This is a genomic window from Maribacter algae (assembly GCF_047345745.1).
In the GTDB taxonomy this organism is placed as follows: domain Bacteria; phylum Bacteroidota; class Bacteroidia; order Flavobacteriales; family Flavobacteriaceae; genus Maribacter.
Window position 1 is genome coordinate 429590 of sequence record NZ_JBLFES010000002.1, and the last position, 18074, is coordinate 447663.

Sequence of the window (18074 nt, forward strand, 5' to 3'; positions counted from 1 at the left end):
TTTATAATGATTACAAAGAAATAGGTATTTCCTTAAGAATGATAAAAAACATCGTTGAAAAGGAATATTTAGAGTTAAAGACGAAAGTACAATCTTGACAATGATATGAAATTCTTCATTTGTTTTATAACGCTAGGCAGTAGGTGACCCGATAAGGTTTCTTATTTATCGAAAAAAAAGATTAATACTTAAAATATACTTTAGAAATCTATTTCTTAGTGTTTATAAAAACACGAAAGTGAATTTTAAACATGACAGCATATATACATTCCAATTCCTCTTTAAACGTCAAAATTCAGTTTTGATACTATTTTTAGCGCTACTTTTTGGATTTTGATAGTAATTTACAAAACCGTTACTAAGATTAGTTAAACTAATTATTATGTTAATAGAAAAACAAATAGCGAATTACCATCAAAATGGTTTCTTGATACTTGAAAATCTCTTGGAAGGATGGGAAATAGAAAAATTAAAGTCAGGCTTGGACAGTTTTAAATCGTTCAAGGAAGAGCCTAATGTCATTACTGAGGAAAATGGTAGCATACGCTCCATTTTTGCGCCAGAAAGGCAGGTAGCCGTTTTTAAGGATTTAATAAACGATGCACGTTTATTGAAATCAAGCGAACAGCTCATTGGGGACGATTTGTATTTATATCAATATAAATTAAATCTGAAAGAGGCATTTGTTGGCAAGTATTGGGAATGGCATCAAGATTTTCCTTATTGGCATTTTGATGACGGTATTGACAAACCGGACATGATTTCTGTAATGCTTCTTTTAGATGACGTTTCCAGTTATCAAGGCCCATTATTATTGATTCCCAATTCCCAAAAAAATGGGATAGCACAGTTTCACCCCAAGGAGCATTTAAAAAACGGTAAAGATAGTTTACTCAGTTCCCTTACCTCGGATTTAAAGTATACGGTACATAACAATTTGGTTGCCGAACAAGCAAAAGCAAATGGTATAGTCCCCTTTGAAGGTAAGGCGGGTTCAGTACTATTTTTTCATCCGAATGTATATCACGCCTCAAATATGAACGTATCACCGTTTGAGCGGAGTACGGCCATACTTACTTATAACAGTATGTCCAATGCTCCAGCAAAAAAGTCAAATAGACCTGATTATATTTGCTATAAGGAGGTTGAAAAGCTTGTTCCTTAAAATAGCCATACCATTTCTAGTTTCTAATAAATATTATTTGAAGAATGAAAAAATCAATTTTACTTTTATCTTTTGTCCTATTCGCCCTTAGCAGTTTAAAGCTATGGAGTCATGCGCCTAACCAAAGTTATGTTTTCTTGAGTATTTATGAAACGGAGGGTATAAAAGGCCGTTTTGAACTGAACGTAACCGAATTGAACAAATTATTCGGATTAAATCTTACCAATGATTTAACCGTATCGGATTTAGAGCCGCATGCCGAAAGAATCAAATCATATCTTCTCGGAAAATCTTCTTTCAGTTCCAATTTGGGGCAACACAAAGTTGTCTTTGATAATGTTACCGTATTGATAGCGGGTGCCAATAGTTTTGGACAATTTAGATTTCATCTACAAAACACCGATGTTTTACCGGATGCTCTGGAAGTTTTCTATAATGCCGTATTTGAAGTTGATGATGAGCACAGAGGGTTTTTAACCGTAGAGCAAAACTTTAAGGCAGGGGTTATTAAAAATGAATCCGTAATATCATTATACTTTACACCGTCCGATCCCAAGGATATTCTTGATTTGACAAGTAGATCTGTCTGGAAAGGTTTTGTGGCCATGGTCAAACAGGGTATATGGCATATTTGGATCGGATTGGACCATATTTTATTCTTATTGGCATTGATCTTACCTGCAGTTGTAAGAAGGCGGAGCAAGGAAGAGCTCATTGAAATAGACAATAAAAACTTTTTTTCCGCATGGAAACCAGTGGACAATTTCAAATCGGCATTTTTCTTTATTCTAAAAGTAGTCACCTTTTTCACTATAGCACATACGATTACACTGACTTTAGCTTCATTGGAATTGGTTATCCTTCCTTCTAGATTAGTAGAATCTATTATCGCCTTTTCTATCGGCTTGGCCGCTTATCATAATATTAGACCAATTTTTAAAGGCCGTGATTGGGTAATAGCTTTCATTTTTGGTTTGTTCCATGGTTTTGGTTTTGCCAGTGTGTTGAGTGACCTTGGGTTGACCAACGAAAGTTTGACCATTTCTCTCCTTGGTTTTAATGTAGGGGTAGAAATAGGTCAACTGGTTATTATAGCTATGATATTCCCTATATTATATTTAATAAGAAATAAGAAAATCTATCCCAAAATTTTGCTGTATGGTTCAATATTTCTAATTATCGTATCCCTATATTGGTGTATCGAAAGAATTTTTGATATTGATTTAGGAGTGGAATATTTTATAAAATCAAAATTGTACGACTTAGCGGTATACCTAGGATTAAAATAGATATTTAGCTCAAATTTCATAATTCATGAGTCAAGGAAAAAAGCCATTATCGTCTTTATTGAGCAGTTGGAAAAGTAAAAAGAAAGAAACAACCTCCAATGAAATTCCTAAAATTGGGAAATCTACAGATCTACTTCTTTCGCCAAGTCAACGTCGATTATGGTTTCTACAACAGCTTTTTCCAAAAAATCCCTTTTACAACTATTCTGAACGTCATAGAATAAAAGGGAATTTAAACATTGATTATCTGTTACAAAGTTTAGAGGGTATATATGCTAAACATGATGTTTTAAGAACTTCATATTATATAAGTGAAGGGGAGCCTTTTATGAAAATAAACCCTAAGACGAACATAGCCTTAAAACAATTTGATTTTTCGGGGTTGGATAGGGTTGAAGCTGAAAGCAAAGCCAACGCGCTTATAAACGAGGAGGTGAATTATCCTTTTGATTTATCAAGTGATGATTTGTCCAGATTTACATTGATTAAACTAGATGCGAAAGAATATATTTTTTTAGTAAACCTTCACCATATTTTAATGGACGAATGGTCCATGGGAATTTTCAGGAAAGAATTGGTCGAAAATTACGAATATATTTCTAGGCAGAACAAACTCCCATTGAAAGAACCGTTGCCCGTACAATATACTGATTACGCAGCTTGGAAAAACGAACAAAATATTGATGAAAAACAATTGGCATATTGGAAATCTAAACTAGGAGGTCAAATAGGCCTATTGAATTTACCAACAGATTTCAAAAGACCGCTGACACCATCTTTTAAAGGAAAAACCTTAACTAAAACGTATTCCAGGGAATTTTCCAGTTTGATTCTTGACTTGGCAAAAGAACTAGAAATAACTCCTTACAGTTTTTTTCTATCGGTATTCTATGTTTTCCTCAACAAATATACCGGTCAAAAAGATATTTTGATAGGTACACCTATTTCCAATAGAGAAAAGAGTAGTTTAGAAAAGGTTATAGGTTTCTTTAATGATACTGTTGTTTTAAGAAATACTATAGATGGGAATTCTAGTTTCGGCGATTTCTCCAAAGAAGTAGCGCAGACCGTTCTTGAGGCATTTAACAATAAAGATGTTTCTTTTGAAACCCTGGTGCAGACTTTAAACCCTCAAAGATCCTTAAGTATAAATCCTTTTTTCCAGACCATGTTTCTTTACAATGATATTCAGGATACACTCTCTTTTGGAAATGAAGTTGTTAGTGAGTATCAAGTTCTAGGGGCAGATGTTTCCAAGTTTGATCTAACGCTTTTTGTTTCAAACGAAAATGGAATCATCACAGTAAAAATGGAATATGCTACGGATTTATTTAAGGACAGGACCGTAGAAAGATTTCAAAACTATTTTGAAGTCTTAATAACCGAAATTATTGGCCAAACAAGAACATCATTAAAAGATATAGCACCATGCACAGAAGAGGAAGAAAATATTTTTTTTACTGACCCAGGTATGGTAAATCATTCATTTTTCAATTTCACAGGCATACATCAGATTATAGAAAAATGGGCCGTTGAAACACCGGAAGCTATTGCACTTACTTTTGACGACCAGCATATTACTTATTTAGAACTAGAAAATAGGGCAAACAGCATAGCCCAACAAATTTTAACAAAAACAGAATATAAGAAAGTAATTGTGGGCCTTTGCGTAGAGAGGTCTATAGCTATGATAACGGGTTTGCTTGGAATTTTGAAGGCGGGTTGTGCTTATTTGCCAATAGACCCTGATTATCCTATCGATAGGATAACATTTATGTTAATGGATTCTAATGCTCCGGTGGTTCTGACTACATCTGGATTGGAACAAATATTCAGCAAAACGAACTGCGCCATTGTAAAATTGGATTCCGGTTTTAAAAAAATCGAAAAGAAAAATTTCCCGATATCAGTCACCGAAGATACAGCGTACGTAATCTATACTTCCGGGAGCACAGGAAACCCCAAGGGTGTTCCTATAAGCCATGGCAACATCATGCAGTCTACAACGGGTAGATTGGAATATTATCCAACAAACCCATCTTCATTTCTTTTGATGTCCTCAATAAGTTTTGACAGCTCCAAAGCAGGTATTTTCTGGACTCTGTGCACAGGTGGGAATTTAGTGATAACCCCTAAAAGAATAGAACAGGATATACAGAAAATTGAATACTTGATCCAAAAATATGAAATCAGTCATATTTTGTTATTACCATCTTTGTACAAAGTGATTTTGGAGAATTGTAATTTGGCGAATTTAGGATTTTTAAATACCGTCATCGTAGCTGGAGAGGAATGTACAACGGCAATGGTCAAAACACATTTTAGCAGTATGCCAAATACTTCTCTTTTTAATGAATATGGACCTACTGAAGCTACTGTTTGGTGCATTGCGCATCACATAGAAAAAGGCGATGAAGATAGCAAGACTGTCCCCATAGGGAGACCAGTCGCGGGAGCTACAACACATATTTTAGACAATGATTTTAAGTCGGTTCCATTTGGTGCAGTTGGGGAACTTTATATAGGGGGGGGCTGTCTTTCCGCTGGATACTTGAATAATGAAGAGTTGACAAGTTCCGCTTTTATCCAAGCACCTTGGAGTGATGATATAGAGAGGATTATTTATAAGACTGGAGATTTGGCACGCTATAATGTAGATGGTGATATAGAATTCTTGGGCAGAGCGGATAATCAGTTGAAAATAAGGGGATTTCGTGTAGAACTCCATGAAATTGAAAATGTTTTGTTGAAAAATAGTATGGTAAAGAAGGCAGTTGTCCTCGCCGATCAAAGCAGTGGCGAAGAAACTTTTATCGATGAGAAAATTAGCCATGAGAAAATGTTCTCCATCTTAGAACAACGTTTGGAAAATAATGAAATTGAGGAACTCATTGAATCTGTCACCGCTTTAAAAGATTCTGAAAAAGAGTATTTGTTCAAGCAAATAAAAAATAGTTAAAAATTCGGAAGAAAATAACCGAAACGCTTCTTATGAAAAAGAAAAAAATATCTGAAATGATAATGAATTTGTCCTCTAGTGACCTGGAACTTCTTCATTTAAAATTCAGACAACTTGTGGGGAATAGCGTCTTGGAAAACAACACTAGGAAGCCTAATCGGTTAATTGCCTATATTGAGGAGAATAATGATTATGACAAGGAACGGTTAAAGAATTTTTTAAAGAGCAGATTACCGGATCATATGGTTCCCAATGATTTTATTTCGGTTGAGAAATTTCCTTATTTGCCTAATGGCAAAATAGATAGAAAAAAACTGTTAAGTGTAAAAGAAGCTATAAAGGGCGTAGATAACATACTTTCAAATAATAAACCAACCAATGAAACCGAAGAGTTATTGGTAAGGGTTTGGGAGCAGGTACTGGAATTCAGCCCTGTTGGGATTAACGACAATTTTTTTGAAATAGGAGGGGATTCTATATTAAGTATTCAAATAATTTCAAAAGCCAGAAAATTAGGTTTGGAATTGTCTCCTAACATGCTGTTTGAACATCAAAAAATAGCTGAGCTCTCTCTATTTCTGGATAAAAACATCAAGACTGCCAATGTACAAGAAACACTAGTTGGAGAAATTGATCTCAGTCCAATCCAACATTGGTTTTTTGATACACATAAAAATGCTCCGCATTATTGGAATCAAGGAATGATGATAGGCGAAATCCCTGTTAATATGGGTTCTGTTTTAAAAGTTGTCATCAAGGAAATTGTGGATAAACATGATGTGCTTCGTCAATCTTTTTTTCAGGAAAACGGACTTTGGAAATCCAAAATAACGAATTCGCAAGTTTTGGATTCTTATCTATATATTGATCTATCCCAAGAGCAAGATAAGCAAGCTGCTATAGAAAAATATTTTATAGAAGTTCAAGAAAATACTCAGTTAAAAAAAGGCAATCTTTTTAGGGCACTCCATTTTGGATTAGGAAACGAAAATAAGGACATCTGTATACTTTTCGCCCATCATCTGATTATAGACGTAGTGTCATGGCAATTGATAATGGAACAGTTGATGACCGCTCTACATGACAAAATTAATATGGGGAATTTTGAATTGCCAACAAGAACAACATCAATACGGGAATGGGTTGAACATTTAAAAAGTTTAGATTTAAGGGAAGAGAGGGAATATTGGTTAAATCAGGTCGATAAAATAAAAGAACTTCCGTTTAAAGAGATTAAAAAATCATCTATTCTATCGGAAGACATAGAAACGTATACCATTACCTTAGCGCAGGACACTACCCATTATCTATTATCCTCTGCAAACGACAGCTATCATACTAAAACGGATGAACTTTTATTAACGGCCTTAGTGGAAACTTTTTGTGCATGGTCTGGCGAAACTACTTTAAGCATAAATCTTGAGCGTCATGGCCGTGAGACTTTGGGTACCGAATATGATTTGTCCAATACGGTAGGTTGGTTTACTTCGTTCTTTCCCATAAGTCTTGAACAAGATATGGGAGGTTTGGACAGAAAAATAATGAATGTAAAGGAGCAAGTAAGAGCAATACCAAGAGGAGGCATTGGTTATGGAGTATTAAGATATTTGAGGAAAGATTTGGGTTTAGCAGCAAAAGAACCGGAAATCGTGTTCAACTATCTTGGGAGACTTATAAATGAACCTGACCATAGCAATGAAGAATTGGTCGTGACACCAATATTTGAAAATGTACATCACCAAAAAAGTGAACGCAATTATATTTTAGAACTGAATGTTTATATAATTGACGACAAGTTGACTGTGAAATGTAATTATGGGACAAATTTCATTGGGAAAAATCAACTCAAAACAATATTGGAAAGCTTTATAGATAACGTAGAAGTATTGGTAAATCACTGTATAAATCAGGAAGGTCAGCGGTATAGCCCATCGGATTTTTCGGAAGTAGATTTAAATCAAGATGATCTGGATAACCTATTATCCAGTCTAGAGTAAGATTATATGGAAAAAAGTACCATAAACAAACCAAAAATCGAGGCAATATATCCCCTTAATACAATGCAGCAGGGGTTGCTTTTTCATCATATCATTAGCGAATCTGATCAAGGGTTTTTGCAGCTACAAACCAGATTGGAAGGAGAATTAAACCAAAATCTCCTTAAACAAGCTTGGGAAGCCGCTGTTAAAAGACATGAAATTTTAAGGACAACGGTTCATTGGGACAAATTGGAGAAGCCCGTTCAAGTGGTAAGACCGGATTTAAAACTAAATTGGAATTATTATGAATGGAAAACGGTAGAGGAATCCGATCACAAAGAGGCTATTGAAAATTTCAAATCCAAAAAAGAAGAAAGAACAATAAATTTTGAAAAGGGACCATTGGCGAAAGTAAATATTATAAGTTTTTCGGAAACCGTGCATTATTTGATTTGGAACTGCCATCATTTATTGTTGGATGGGTGGTCTAGCAGTATTTTATTGAATGATATATTTGAGTATTATAATAGTTATATAAACAATTCCGAACCTGATTTAAATGCAATTCCTGCAACAAAGTCCTATTTTAAATGGTTGAACAAACAAAATCCTCATGAAGCTATCGATTTTTGGAAAGAAACGCTCATGAATTTTAATAAGGCCGTTATTTTCAATGCCAAAGAATCTCCTTTGAAAGGTTCAAATAGAAATACGGTTTTCATATTGTCCAAAGAGCAAACAGCTACTTTTAGCGCGTTTTCAAAAAAACATAAAATTACGCTGAATACATTCTTCCAAGGCGTTTGGGGATTGCTCGTTGCGAAGTTTTTTGGCGAAGAAAAAGTCTTATTTGGCACAACGGTTTCCGGGAGAAATAATTCATTTCCAAATATGGATATGCTGGCTGGCATGTTTGCCAATGTTTTGCCGGTTGCCGTGGATACCACCCAAAATCCAACGTTAGTAAATTTCTTTAAAGATTTACAGGTACAACAGCAAAAAGCAAGAAAGTTTGAGCATATTACTGTTAATGAGATAAGTTCTTTTATAGTATGGTCATCTAGTAGTCAAATGTTTGATAGCCTTTTTATTTTTGAGAATTTTCCATGGAATGTTTTGGATAAAGGAGGAATTAAAGTCCATGCCTTCGAAAGTGGTATTACAACTACTTATCCCTTCACGTTTACAATACAGTTGGATGATGATAGATTGAAAATTAATTTAATATCTGATAAGGGGATTATAAATGATGATATTGGCAACTGGTTTTTTGAAAATTTAAAAACGGTTTTGTTCAAAGTAACGGAGGAGCCATTAATGAATATATCAGGATTATACGAAAATTTGGATTCTTCAATGCATCTGATAGAAACTTTACAACCATCACAAAAGGAGGAAAAAAAGAAAAGAGAGGGCTATTTTGCTGCAAAGAACAAATTGCAACTACAATTAACGGAAATATGGGAAACCATATTCGGTCGTAAGAACATCAATATACATGATAATTTCTTTCAGATAGGCGGGAAGTCCCTAATGGCCGTAAAAATGTTGACTTTACTCGAAAAGAAACTTGGTATAAAATTACCTCCCCAAGCCATATTAAAACATCCTACTATCGCTTCATTATCCAAATTTATAGAAGGAGGGGATGCATCCGACCCTTGGAAATTTATAGTGCCCCTAAGAGCAAAAGGAACCAAAACACCGTTATTTTGTATTCATGGTGGCGGTGGTCATGTATTTTTCTATAATCCTTTAGTTGATAATCTTGACCCCGAAAGACCAGTTTACGCGCTTCAGCCTTCTGGTTTGGATGAAAAAGAGGATGTGCATAAAAGTATTGAACAAATGGCGAAGAGTTACGCAGAGGAAATTAGCCAGATATTGCCCAATGGACCGTACAACTTAATGGTGTATTGTTTTAGTACTGCCGTTGGGATAGAAATAGCGAAAATCTTTGCGCAAAAAAAAGAGATCACAAATCTCATCGTAGCGGATAGTGTTCTGGGACAGGAAGATATATTAAGCCCTGATAGGCTAAAAATCAGAATAGTAGGTTTTGCAAAAAGATTTGGTCAAAATCCATTAAAGGCAATAAAGCTCATGCTGCACACTAAGCTTATGAGATTTGTCCACCCTCCAATGATTAAATTTTTTGGTACTAAAGGAGAAAAGAATATTGAAAAAATTAGAAAAAATCTCAGAACTATTTATAACCAATATGACTGGAAAACCAAAAACGAAGGTTCGGTAACTCTAATTTTGACAGAAAAATCAGATGTAGCCATTAATAACGAATACATTGAGGGATGGAATAATATAACTATGACACCGGTAAAAGTGCTTTACAATTCAGGAAATCATCTAACACTTTTTGAAGGTGAAAATGTTGATAATTTAGCTTCGAATATTGAAAAATCTATATTAGAATCCCGATAATATATTAGTTTGAAAGTTACGCCCAACGACAATTGCATCAATGAACTACATACCGGCGAGCTCATTATCTGGACTATTGACTTATCGGAAAGCAAGAAAGGAATTAACTTTTTCAATTCTATTTTAAATAAGGCCGAAATAAATAAAGCTAATGCTTTTCGGTTTGATAAAGACAGGGATTGTTATGTAATTACAAGGGGCCTATTGAAAACGCTCCTAGGCTTTTATTGGAATAAACGTCCTGATCAAATAGAGTTGGAATACAATTCTTTTGGTAAACCGAGACTACCTTCCCGATATGGATTAAAATTTAATGTTTCACATTCCCAAAACTTCTCGGTCATCTGCTTTTTAAAAGATGCCGAGGTAGGGATTGATATCGAAAATTGCAAAAGAGATATAAATTTAATGGATTTGGCAGAAAACTTTTTCTCCAAAAAAGAAGTTGAGAATTTAAAGAAGTTGCCCTTTTTAGAAAGAGATAGAGCTTTTTATAGGTGTTGGACCAGAAAAGAAGCATTTATTAAGGCGGAAGGTAGCGGTCTTTCATTTCCTTTAAAACAATTTGCGGTAAGTTTGGACAATGATTTAGAAGCTGAACTTTTAAATACATACTGGGATGAGAAGAGTAAGGATAATTGGACCCTTAAATCCTTTGTTCCTGCTGAGGGCTATTTGGCTGCAATAGCAACAAAAGGTAAGATAGATCGGTATGTTTTTCATGAATGGAACGACTTGATTTATCAAGAATAATTCTTAAATATGGCGCATATAGCAGTTATTATGACAGGGCTTTACGGCAACCTAAATGCAAGTTTAAAGTTGTGCGCAAGACTTAAGGAGGAGGGACATCATATCACATATTTAGCCACTAGGGATGTACGGATTAAAATTGAACCATATGGTTTGGATTATTTGCAACTTCCCGAAATTCAATATGAACTTTCTCCCAAGAATCTAGGTTTTTACCAAAGAGGATTTCTTGGAAAGGTTATATATCATTTAAGAAACAAAAAATTACTTTATTTAAAATCTGTATCGCTTTTAGGGCTAGAAAAATACGAGGACTTATTATTGAACTTAAATCCAGATTGTGTAATTGTAGACAAAGAGATTCATGATCTTATTTTCGTTTCATACAAATTAAGAATACCTACTACCATTACTACTACATGGTTCAATCATATTGGAGATGGACTTAATTTACCTCCAATTCGCACAGATATTATTCCGGGTAGTGGTTTAAAGGGGAGTCGCTTCAACATTTTTCTTGTTTGGATGTTTATTAGTCTAAAAGTAAAAGGAAGAATTTTAAAGGATAAACTTTTATTCAAGGATTACAGGCGTAAATCTTTGCTGCAATATGCCAAAGATAATTGCTTCCCCATGAATAAAATAAAGCAAACCAATCTACCAACGCTATTTAGCTATCCGAATTCAAATATGCTTTCTTTTAATTTAAAAGAGTTGGAGTTTCCTCATAAGGGCAATACTGAATTTAAATATGTTGGCCCTATGGTAAGCGAATTCAGAAATGAAAGTATATCACATAAAGAGCAAGAAAGACTTCAGAAAATTTTTGAAATCAAAAGGGAATTCAATAGAAAAATAATTTTTTGTTCTCTAAGTACCTTAATACCGGGCAATCTTATTTTTATAAAAAATTTAATAAGGGCTGTAGCATCTAAATCAGAATGGATTTTGGTTATCACTTTAGGAAACAAAGTTCAAAAATCCAATTTTGACGAAGTACCAAAAAATACCTATTTATTTGATTGGGTTCCTCAACTTCAAATCCTTAAGCATACGGACTGTAATATTAATCATGGCGGTATCAACAGTATTAATGAATGTATTCATTTTAAAGTTCCAATGTTGATTTATTCGGGAGGAAATTTTGACCAGAACGGCTCTGCGGCAAGAATGGAATATCATGGCTTGGGATTAACCGGTAGCATAAAAGAGGATGGCCTCGATGAAATAAAGGCTAATATCCAAAAGGTAGTGGAAGACCCTTCTTATAAAAAGGTTATGATTAAATACAATAATGAATATTTAAGATATTTAGATAATCCTTTAACACCCTTGTTGAGTAAGCATGTTTAATCCAAATCATTCGTATATGGCTTACTTCGAGGGATAGTAGGTTTCAAGATTTTTCACAAGCTACTTTTAATTTCCATCGGATTTATGTGGGACGAGTTTTCTTGAATTATCGGGTTATCAACAATAAAGACTTGTATTGTTGGTATACATCTTTCCGATTATTTTTTCTAGCTTTCAAAATCAGGTATCTTTACCATCTAATTTTAATGTGCTACATAAGAAATACAACTGATACATAGAAATGAACAAGGAAATAGATCAATTAGCAGCGGATAACATTAGGGCTTTGGCAATCGCAATGGTCGAAAAAGCAAAATCTGGGCATCCGGGAGGACCCATGGGTGGTGCGGATTATATGCATATACTGTATTCGGAATTTTTCAATTATGACCCCACGGATATGGAGTGGCCTTTTCGTGATCGCTTTTTTATGGACGCCGGTCACTTATCTTCATTAATGTATGCACAATATTATTTGTTGGGCAACTTCAAAAAGGAAGATATTTCCAACTTTAGACAGTGGGGTTCCGTAACGCCGGGCCATCCGGAAGTAGATGTCAAACGAGGTATTGAAAATACTTCAGGGCCATTGGGACAGGGCCATACCATGGGCGTGGGAGCCGCTATAGCCGCTAAATTTTTAAAAGCTCGTTTTGGGGATTGGATGAACCATAAAATCTACGGATTTATTTCTGACGGTGGCGTACAGGAAGAAATATCACAGGGAGCAGGAAGAATAGCTGGGCATTTGGGGTTGAACAATTTTATCATGTTCTATGATTCCAATGATGTTCAATTATCTTCTAAGACCGATGAGGTTACTTCTGAGGATACTGCTAAAAAATATGAGGCTTGGGGGTGGAAGGTAGTGACAATAGATGGTCATGACCATGAGCAGATTAGAAAGGCCCTGACAGATGCAAATGCGGAAACGGAAAAACCCACGCTAATCATTGGGGAAACCATCATGGGCAAGGGTTGTGTTACTGCAGATGGGTCCATTTACGAGGGTTATACAGAACTTCACGGAAAACCAATAGGCGATACAGGCGCAGACTATCAGAAAACCATGGAGAATCTAGGAGCGGATGTCAATAATCCATTTGATGTTTATGGTAAGGTCGAAAGTTTCTACGATAATGTCCTTGAAAATAAAAAGAAGAATGCCGAAGCAAAAAAACAAGAAATTGCAGCCTGGAAAGCTTCAAATAAAGCTTTATCCAAAAAATTAGATACCTTCCTATCCGGAAAATTACCGGAACTGGATTTTGGTTCTGTGGAACATAAGAGCGGTCTAGCAACGAGGGCGGCTTCTTCCAATGTATTGGGCTATTTGGCAGAAAACGTGGAAAACATGATAGTTTCCTCAGCCGATTTATCCAATAGTGATAAAACCGATGGATTCTTAAAGAAAACAACAGTACTTAAAAAAGGAGACTTTTCCGGGGCATTTTTGCAAGCGGGTGTTGCTGAATTGACAATGGCCACGATAGCTAACGGTATTGCACTGCACGGCGGTATCATTCCGGTGGTAGCGACGTTCTTTGTATTTTCGGACTATATGAAACCAGCTATCCGTTTGAGTTGTATTCAAGAGCTACCGGTAAAATTCGTTTGGACACATGATGCCTTTAGAGTAGGTGAGGACGGTCCTACGCATCAACCTGTAGAACAAGAGGCGCAGATTCGATTATTGGAAAAACTGAAGAATCACAATCACAACCAAAGCTTTTTGGCATTACGTCCTGCTGATTCACAGGAAACCAGCGTAGCGTGGAAAATGGCAATGGAAAATACGAATACGCCAACTGGGCTTATTTTGTCAAGACAAGGTATTCAGGATGTTCCGGCAGCATCGGATAGATATGAAGCTGCTCTAGAGGCTCAAAAAGGAGGATATCTGGTCCAAGAAACTGCAGATGCGGATGTAGTATTGATAGCAAACGGCTCTGAGGTTTCCACATTGGTCGATGCCGCTAAATTGCTTCAAGATAAAGATGGCTTAAAAGTAAATATCGCCTCTATACCGTCAGAAGGAATTTTTAGGCAACAGCCCGTAGATTATCAACACAAAATCATACCTGTTGACAAGCCTATTTTTGGATTGACCGCTGGCTTGCCCGTTAACTTGGAAGCTTTGGCCGGACCTAACGGAAAAGTGTTCGGTTTGGAACATTTTGGATATTCGGCCCCGGCTAAGGTTTTGGACGAGAAATTCGGGTTTACGGGAGAGCAAGTATATAAGCAGGTCATGGAATTCTTAAAATAATCAAGAACTTAAAAAAGAAAATAAAATGAAATTTTTTATAGATACAGCTAATTTAGACGATATTAAGGAAGCCCAGGATATGGGTGTATTGGACGGGGTTACAACCAATCCATCTTTAATGGCCAAAGAAGGTATTACCGGGGCTGAAAATATTTTGGAGCACTACAAAAAAATCTGTAGTGTAGTTGATGGTCATGTGAGCGCTGAGGTTATTTCTACGGATTTTGAGGGTATGGTAGAAGAAGGCGAAAAACTTGCCGCGTTAAACCCTCAAATTGTAGTAAAGCTACCCATGATTGCGGATGGTGTAAAGGCCTGTAAATATTTCTCCGACAAAGGAATTAAAACAAATGTCACCTTGGTCTTTTCAGCGGGCCAGGCTTTATTGGCAGCCAAAGCAGGCGCAACTTATGTATCGCCATTTATTGGTCGTTTGGACGATATTTCTACGGATGGCTTGGGCTTGATCAATGATATCAGACATATTTATGATAATTACGGATTTCAAACAGAGATTCTAGCAGCTTCGGTAAGACACGTGATGCACGTAATAGATTGTGCCAAAATTGGGGCAGATGTCATGACAGGACCTTTAAGTGCTATCAAAGGACTCTTAAAGCATCCATTAACGGATAGTGGTCTGGCTAAATTTTTGGAAGACTACAAAAAAGGAAACTAGAACAATATTTTAGTAGAATTGTATATAAACACTCGATACCACATCGGGTGTTTTTTTGTTCCTTATAATGAGTGGCAGTGATAATTTCTTTGTATTAAACTTTGATAATCAATTAATTTGAATAATCTTATAGATGAGTGTTTCACTTGGCAATTAATGGAATAACAAGAACAATACTTATTAACAATAAAATTAATATCACGGTGGTTTGCTAGATTGAAATAATTCCTCAGAATCCCTTCAATTTATAAATAAGAATTTTTTGGTCAGTTCTTATTTTGAACAACCTTCAAATATTTTTTTAACTCATCTCGTACTTTAGGAAATAGAAACAAAAGCCCTATCATATTTGGGAATACCAAGGCCAAAATCATAGCATCTGAAAATTTGATGACGGCTTCTAAAGTGACCGCAGCTCCAAGAACGGTAAAAATCAAAAAAATCAGCTTGTAGGCCAAATCACTTTTTTTGCTTCTCCCAAACAGATATTTCCAAGCTTGAAGGCCATAGTAAGACCATGATAAAATGGTGGAGAATGCAAAAAGCACTACCGCCAAGGCAAGAACATATGAAGAACCCGGTATAGCATTATCAAAGGCCAATGAAGTAATATTTACTCCTCCTATTCTAGAGCCATCCGCCATTAACGCTTGTCCGTCTATGACATCTCCGTAAACAAAAGCGCCATCCATATTGAACATGATAATGACGATAGCGGTCATGGTACAGATGATCACCGTATCTATGAAAGGTTCCAATAGACCGACCAAACCTTCGGATGCCGCAAATTTTGTATTCACTGCGGAATGCGCAATAGCAGCGGAGCCCGCACCGGCTTCGTTACTAAAGGCCGCTCTTCGAAATCCTTGTATCATGACGCCAACAAACCCTCCGGTAATGGTTGCCTTAGGTGTAAAAGCATCTGATATGATGAATCCTAAAGCATCATCCAAATAACTGATATTGGTCAGAATAATGAAAAGTGCAGCAGCAACGTACAGCACCGCCATAAAGGGAACAATCTTTTCAGTGACTTTGGCAATGCGTTTGATCCCACCGATAATTACGATACCGACCAATATAGCAAATATCAATCCGATAATACTTCCGGAAGCCGCTCCTTGAATACCGAAACGTTCTATAATTTGTGCTGCTGCCTGATTGGTTTGAAAAGCATTTCCTCCCCCAAAAGAGGCACCTACGCAAAGTATGGCAAAAATCCCTGCCAGTACTTTCCCAAAAGTTTTGAATCCGTTTTCTTTTAAGCCTCTTGATAAGTAATACATTGGACCTCCGTATACGTTTCCATTTTTATCGATGTCCCTATATTTTACGCCAAGGGTACATTCTACAAATTTGGAAGACATTCCCAAGATTCCTGCCACAATCATCCAAAAGGTGGCACCCGGTCCGCCAATGGATATGGCCACGGCTACCATTGCGATATTTCCAAGACCTACCGTTCCGGATACTGCGGTAGCCAAGGCCTGAAAATGATTCACTTCACCTTGATGATCTTCAGCCTTTATAGTGCCTAGTACATCTTCTCCATTATTATAGGCTTCTTTTTCCAATTCGTCATACCTACCTCTGACAACTTTGATGGCCGTAGAAAAGTGCCGAATATTAACAAAGCCGAAGTAAAATGTGAAGAATAAAGCTCCTGATAACAATAAAATAAGGATGATAGGGATGCCATGACCTACAATGGTCACTTCCGTGAAAATTAGATTTTCCCACCATATGGCAACGGGCATAAAAGCCTCGTTTATTTTTTCATCCAATCCTTGTTCCTGCGAAAATAGTAGAAGCGGTGACAGTAAAAATAGAATAAGCGTGTAGCATCTTCGGTGTGCATTCATTTTTAGTTATTTTAAATGCAAAGTGCTAACGAGAATTTTCTTTTAGACAGAAAGTCGGAAAAAATATAAAAATGTCGGTAAGTTCAATTACCGACAGTGACCGGGAGAAGCTATTTATAGGATAATGTTTTCAGGAGGCAATGCCAGACGAATTTTCCGTTCGCGTTTTTCCGACAATTCAAAGAGTAGATTTTTTAAGGGATGTAGATGTAGTTCTAGCGTCCAATTTCCTTTTCCGAACAAACCATCCAATATCATGATGATGAGACGTTTCACTTCATTATAATCCTGTATATCATAGATTTTAGTGGATTCCGTAAAGCTTTTAGGTTTTATTTCCAACCAGTCATCGATCTTGGATTTTCGTTGTAGGGCAAACTTATATAGGAGATTGTACGCATTGGGCGTAAGTTTTATGTATTGATGGTCCTTACCGGACAGTCCAGTAATTAAAATAGTATGTTTTTGTTTGCTCTTTTTATTGGGGTCGGCAAAATTCAGTTTAAAATAATTGGCAGGAGGCAGTACGTTTTCCGATAATTCCTTTACCCAACTCAATGCCAGGGCAAAGAAAATCATAATGAGACAGGTCTTGAATATGGCAGAAAAGAGGTTAAGGTTAATGGATGCATCGGTCAATTTATAGAATTGCGCGATCAGTGCAATGAGAATAGTGGCCATGGACAACCATGCCAACAGTTTCAACCTTCTTTTTGCAAAAGATTCCCAAAGAACAAAAGCCAGAAATGCCAAAGTCAACAAGGAATAGTAGACATCTAGTTCGCTCATAATGGCTATGGTGCGCCCAAATATCATTTTGTTGATAGTGGGTAAAAGTGAGAAAACGAAAGGGAGCCCTACAATAAATTTCCAATGTTTGGAATTGATGATGGGTGCCAATGGTCCGGGCAAGAACCGAAACCAAGGCAATGCCAAAAGAATGAAAAGACTGTTGAAAAGAGATAAGATACTGCGCCATCCTTCTAAAAGTAGCCGGTTAGACTGATGTACATCATTGAAATAAACTTCGGCCAGCCCTGAGAAACTCCAACATAAAACAGATAGGGCCAACCATACCTGACCGAAATCCTGTTGTTTTTTCCCGATATGTCGCCAAATAGCGAACAAGGCCAAAAAAGCAAAAAAACACACTGAAAATTGCCACCATCCGTAAAAGGACAGTATTTCGTTTGTGGATTGCAATAACATTAGGTTGGTCAACAACAATACGATTATGGTTTCTCTTCAAATATAGGTAATGCTTCGAAATCGTATATCTTTTATTGATGACAACGAACCATAGGCATTACTGATTTAAAAGAAAGTT

The 18074-nt window shown here is 36.2% G+C and carries 11 protein-coding genes; 9 read left to right on the forward strand and 2 right to left on the reverse strand.

All coding sequences use genetic code 11. From position 1 onward, the window contains the following. Positions 1 to 382: 382 nt before the first annotated feature. The 9 genes from ACKWBX_RS08985 to fsa all read left to right on the forward strand — a co-directional run bounded on the left by ACKWBX_RS08985 (position 383) and on the right by fsa (position 14885). The gene (locus ACKWBX_RS08985) at positions 383 to 1165 is read left to right on the forward strand and encodes a phytanoyl-CoA dioxygenase family protein (protein WP_413968338.1); all 783 of its coding nucleotides are present in this window, start codon (positions 383 to 385) and stop codon (positions 1163 to 1165) included. Between the two features lie 44 nt (positions 1166 to 1209). Continuing rightward, entirely contained in the window at positions 1210 to 2454 is a 1245-nt protein-coding gene (locus ACKWBX_RS08990) for a HupE/UreJ family protein (protein ID WP_413968339.1), read from the forward strand. Positions 2455 to 2479: 25 nt separating this feature from the next. Then, positions 2480 to 5413 (forward strand): non-ribosomal peptide synthetase, encoded by a 2934-nt coding sequence (locus ACKWBX_RS08995; protein ID WP_413968340.1) that lies wholly within the window; start codon positions 2480 to 2482, stop codon positions 5411 to 5413. A 32-nt stretch (positions 5414 to 5445) separates the two neighbouring features. Further along, positions 5446 to 7410 (forward strand): condensation domain-containing protein, encoded by a 1965-nt coding sequence (locus tag ACKWBX_RS09000; protein ID WP_413968341.1) that lies wholly within the window; start codon positions 5446 to 5448, stop codon positions 7408 to 7410. Positions 7411 to 7416: 6 nt separating this feature from the next. Then, positions 7417 to 9831: a condensation domain-containing protein gene (locus tag ACKWBX_RS09005; protein ID WP_413968342.1), complete on the forward strand. Its 2415-nt coding sequence runs from the start codon at positions 7417 to 7419 to the stop codon at positions 9829 to 9831. Positions 9832 to 9840: 9 nt separating this feature from the next. Further along, positions 9841 to 10584 (forward strand): 4'-phosphopantetheinyl transferase family protein, encoded by a 744-nt coding sequence (locus ACKWBX_RS09010; RefSeq protein ID WP_413968343.1) that lies wholly within the window; start codon positions 9841 to 9843, stop codon positions 10582 to 10584. Between the two features lie 153 nt (positions 10585 to 10737). After that, positions 10738 to 11937, forward strand: a complete 1200-nt coding sequence (locus ACKWBX_RS09015) for a glycosyltransferase (protein WP_413968344.1) — start codon at positions 10738 to 10740, stop codon at positions 11935 to 11937. A 241-nt stretch (positions 11938 to 12178) separates the two neighbouring features. After that, positions 12179 to 14206, forward strand: a complete 2028-nt coding sequence (locus ACKWBX_RS09020) for a transketolase family protein (RefSeq protein ID WP_413968345.1) — start codon at positions 12179 to 12181, stop codon at positions 14204 to 14206. Positions 14207 to 14231: 25 nt separating this feature from the next. After that, positions 14232 to 14885 carry a fructose-6-phosphate aldolase gene (gene fsa / locus ACKWBX_RS09025; RefSeq protein ID WP_413968346.1) on the forward strand — a complete coding sequence of 218 codons (654 nt, stop codon included), beginning with the start codon at positions 14232 to 14234 and terminating at the stop codon, positions 14883 to 14885. Between the two features lie 266 nt (positions 14886 to 15151). On the opposite strand, the gene ACKWBX_RS09030 is transcribed toward fsa, so the two are convergent. Then, entirely contained in the window at positions 15152 to 16747 is a 1596-nt protein-coding gene (locus ACKWBX_RS09030; RefSeq protein ID WP_413968347.1) for an alanine/glycine:cation symporter family protein, read from the reverse strand. 114 nt (positions 16748 to 16861) lie between these two features. After that, a complete protein-coding gene (locus ACKWBX_RS09035) occupies positions 16862 to 17950 on the reverse strand; it encodes a hypothetical protein (protein WP_413968348.1) in 1089 nt (362 codons plus the stop codon). Positions 17951 to 18074: the final 124 nt, after the last annotated feature.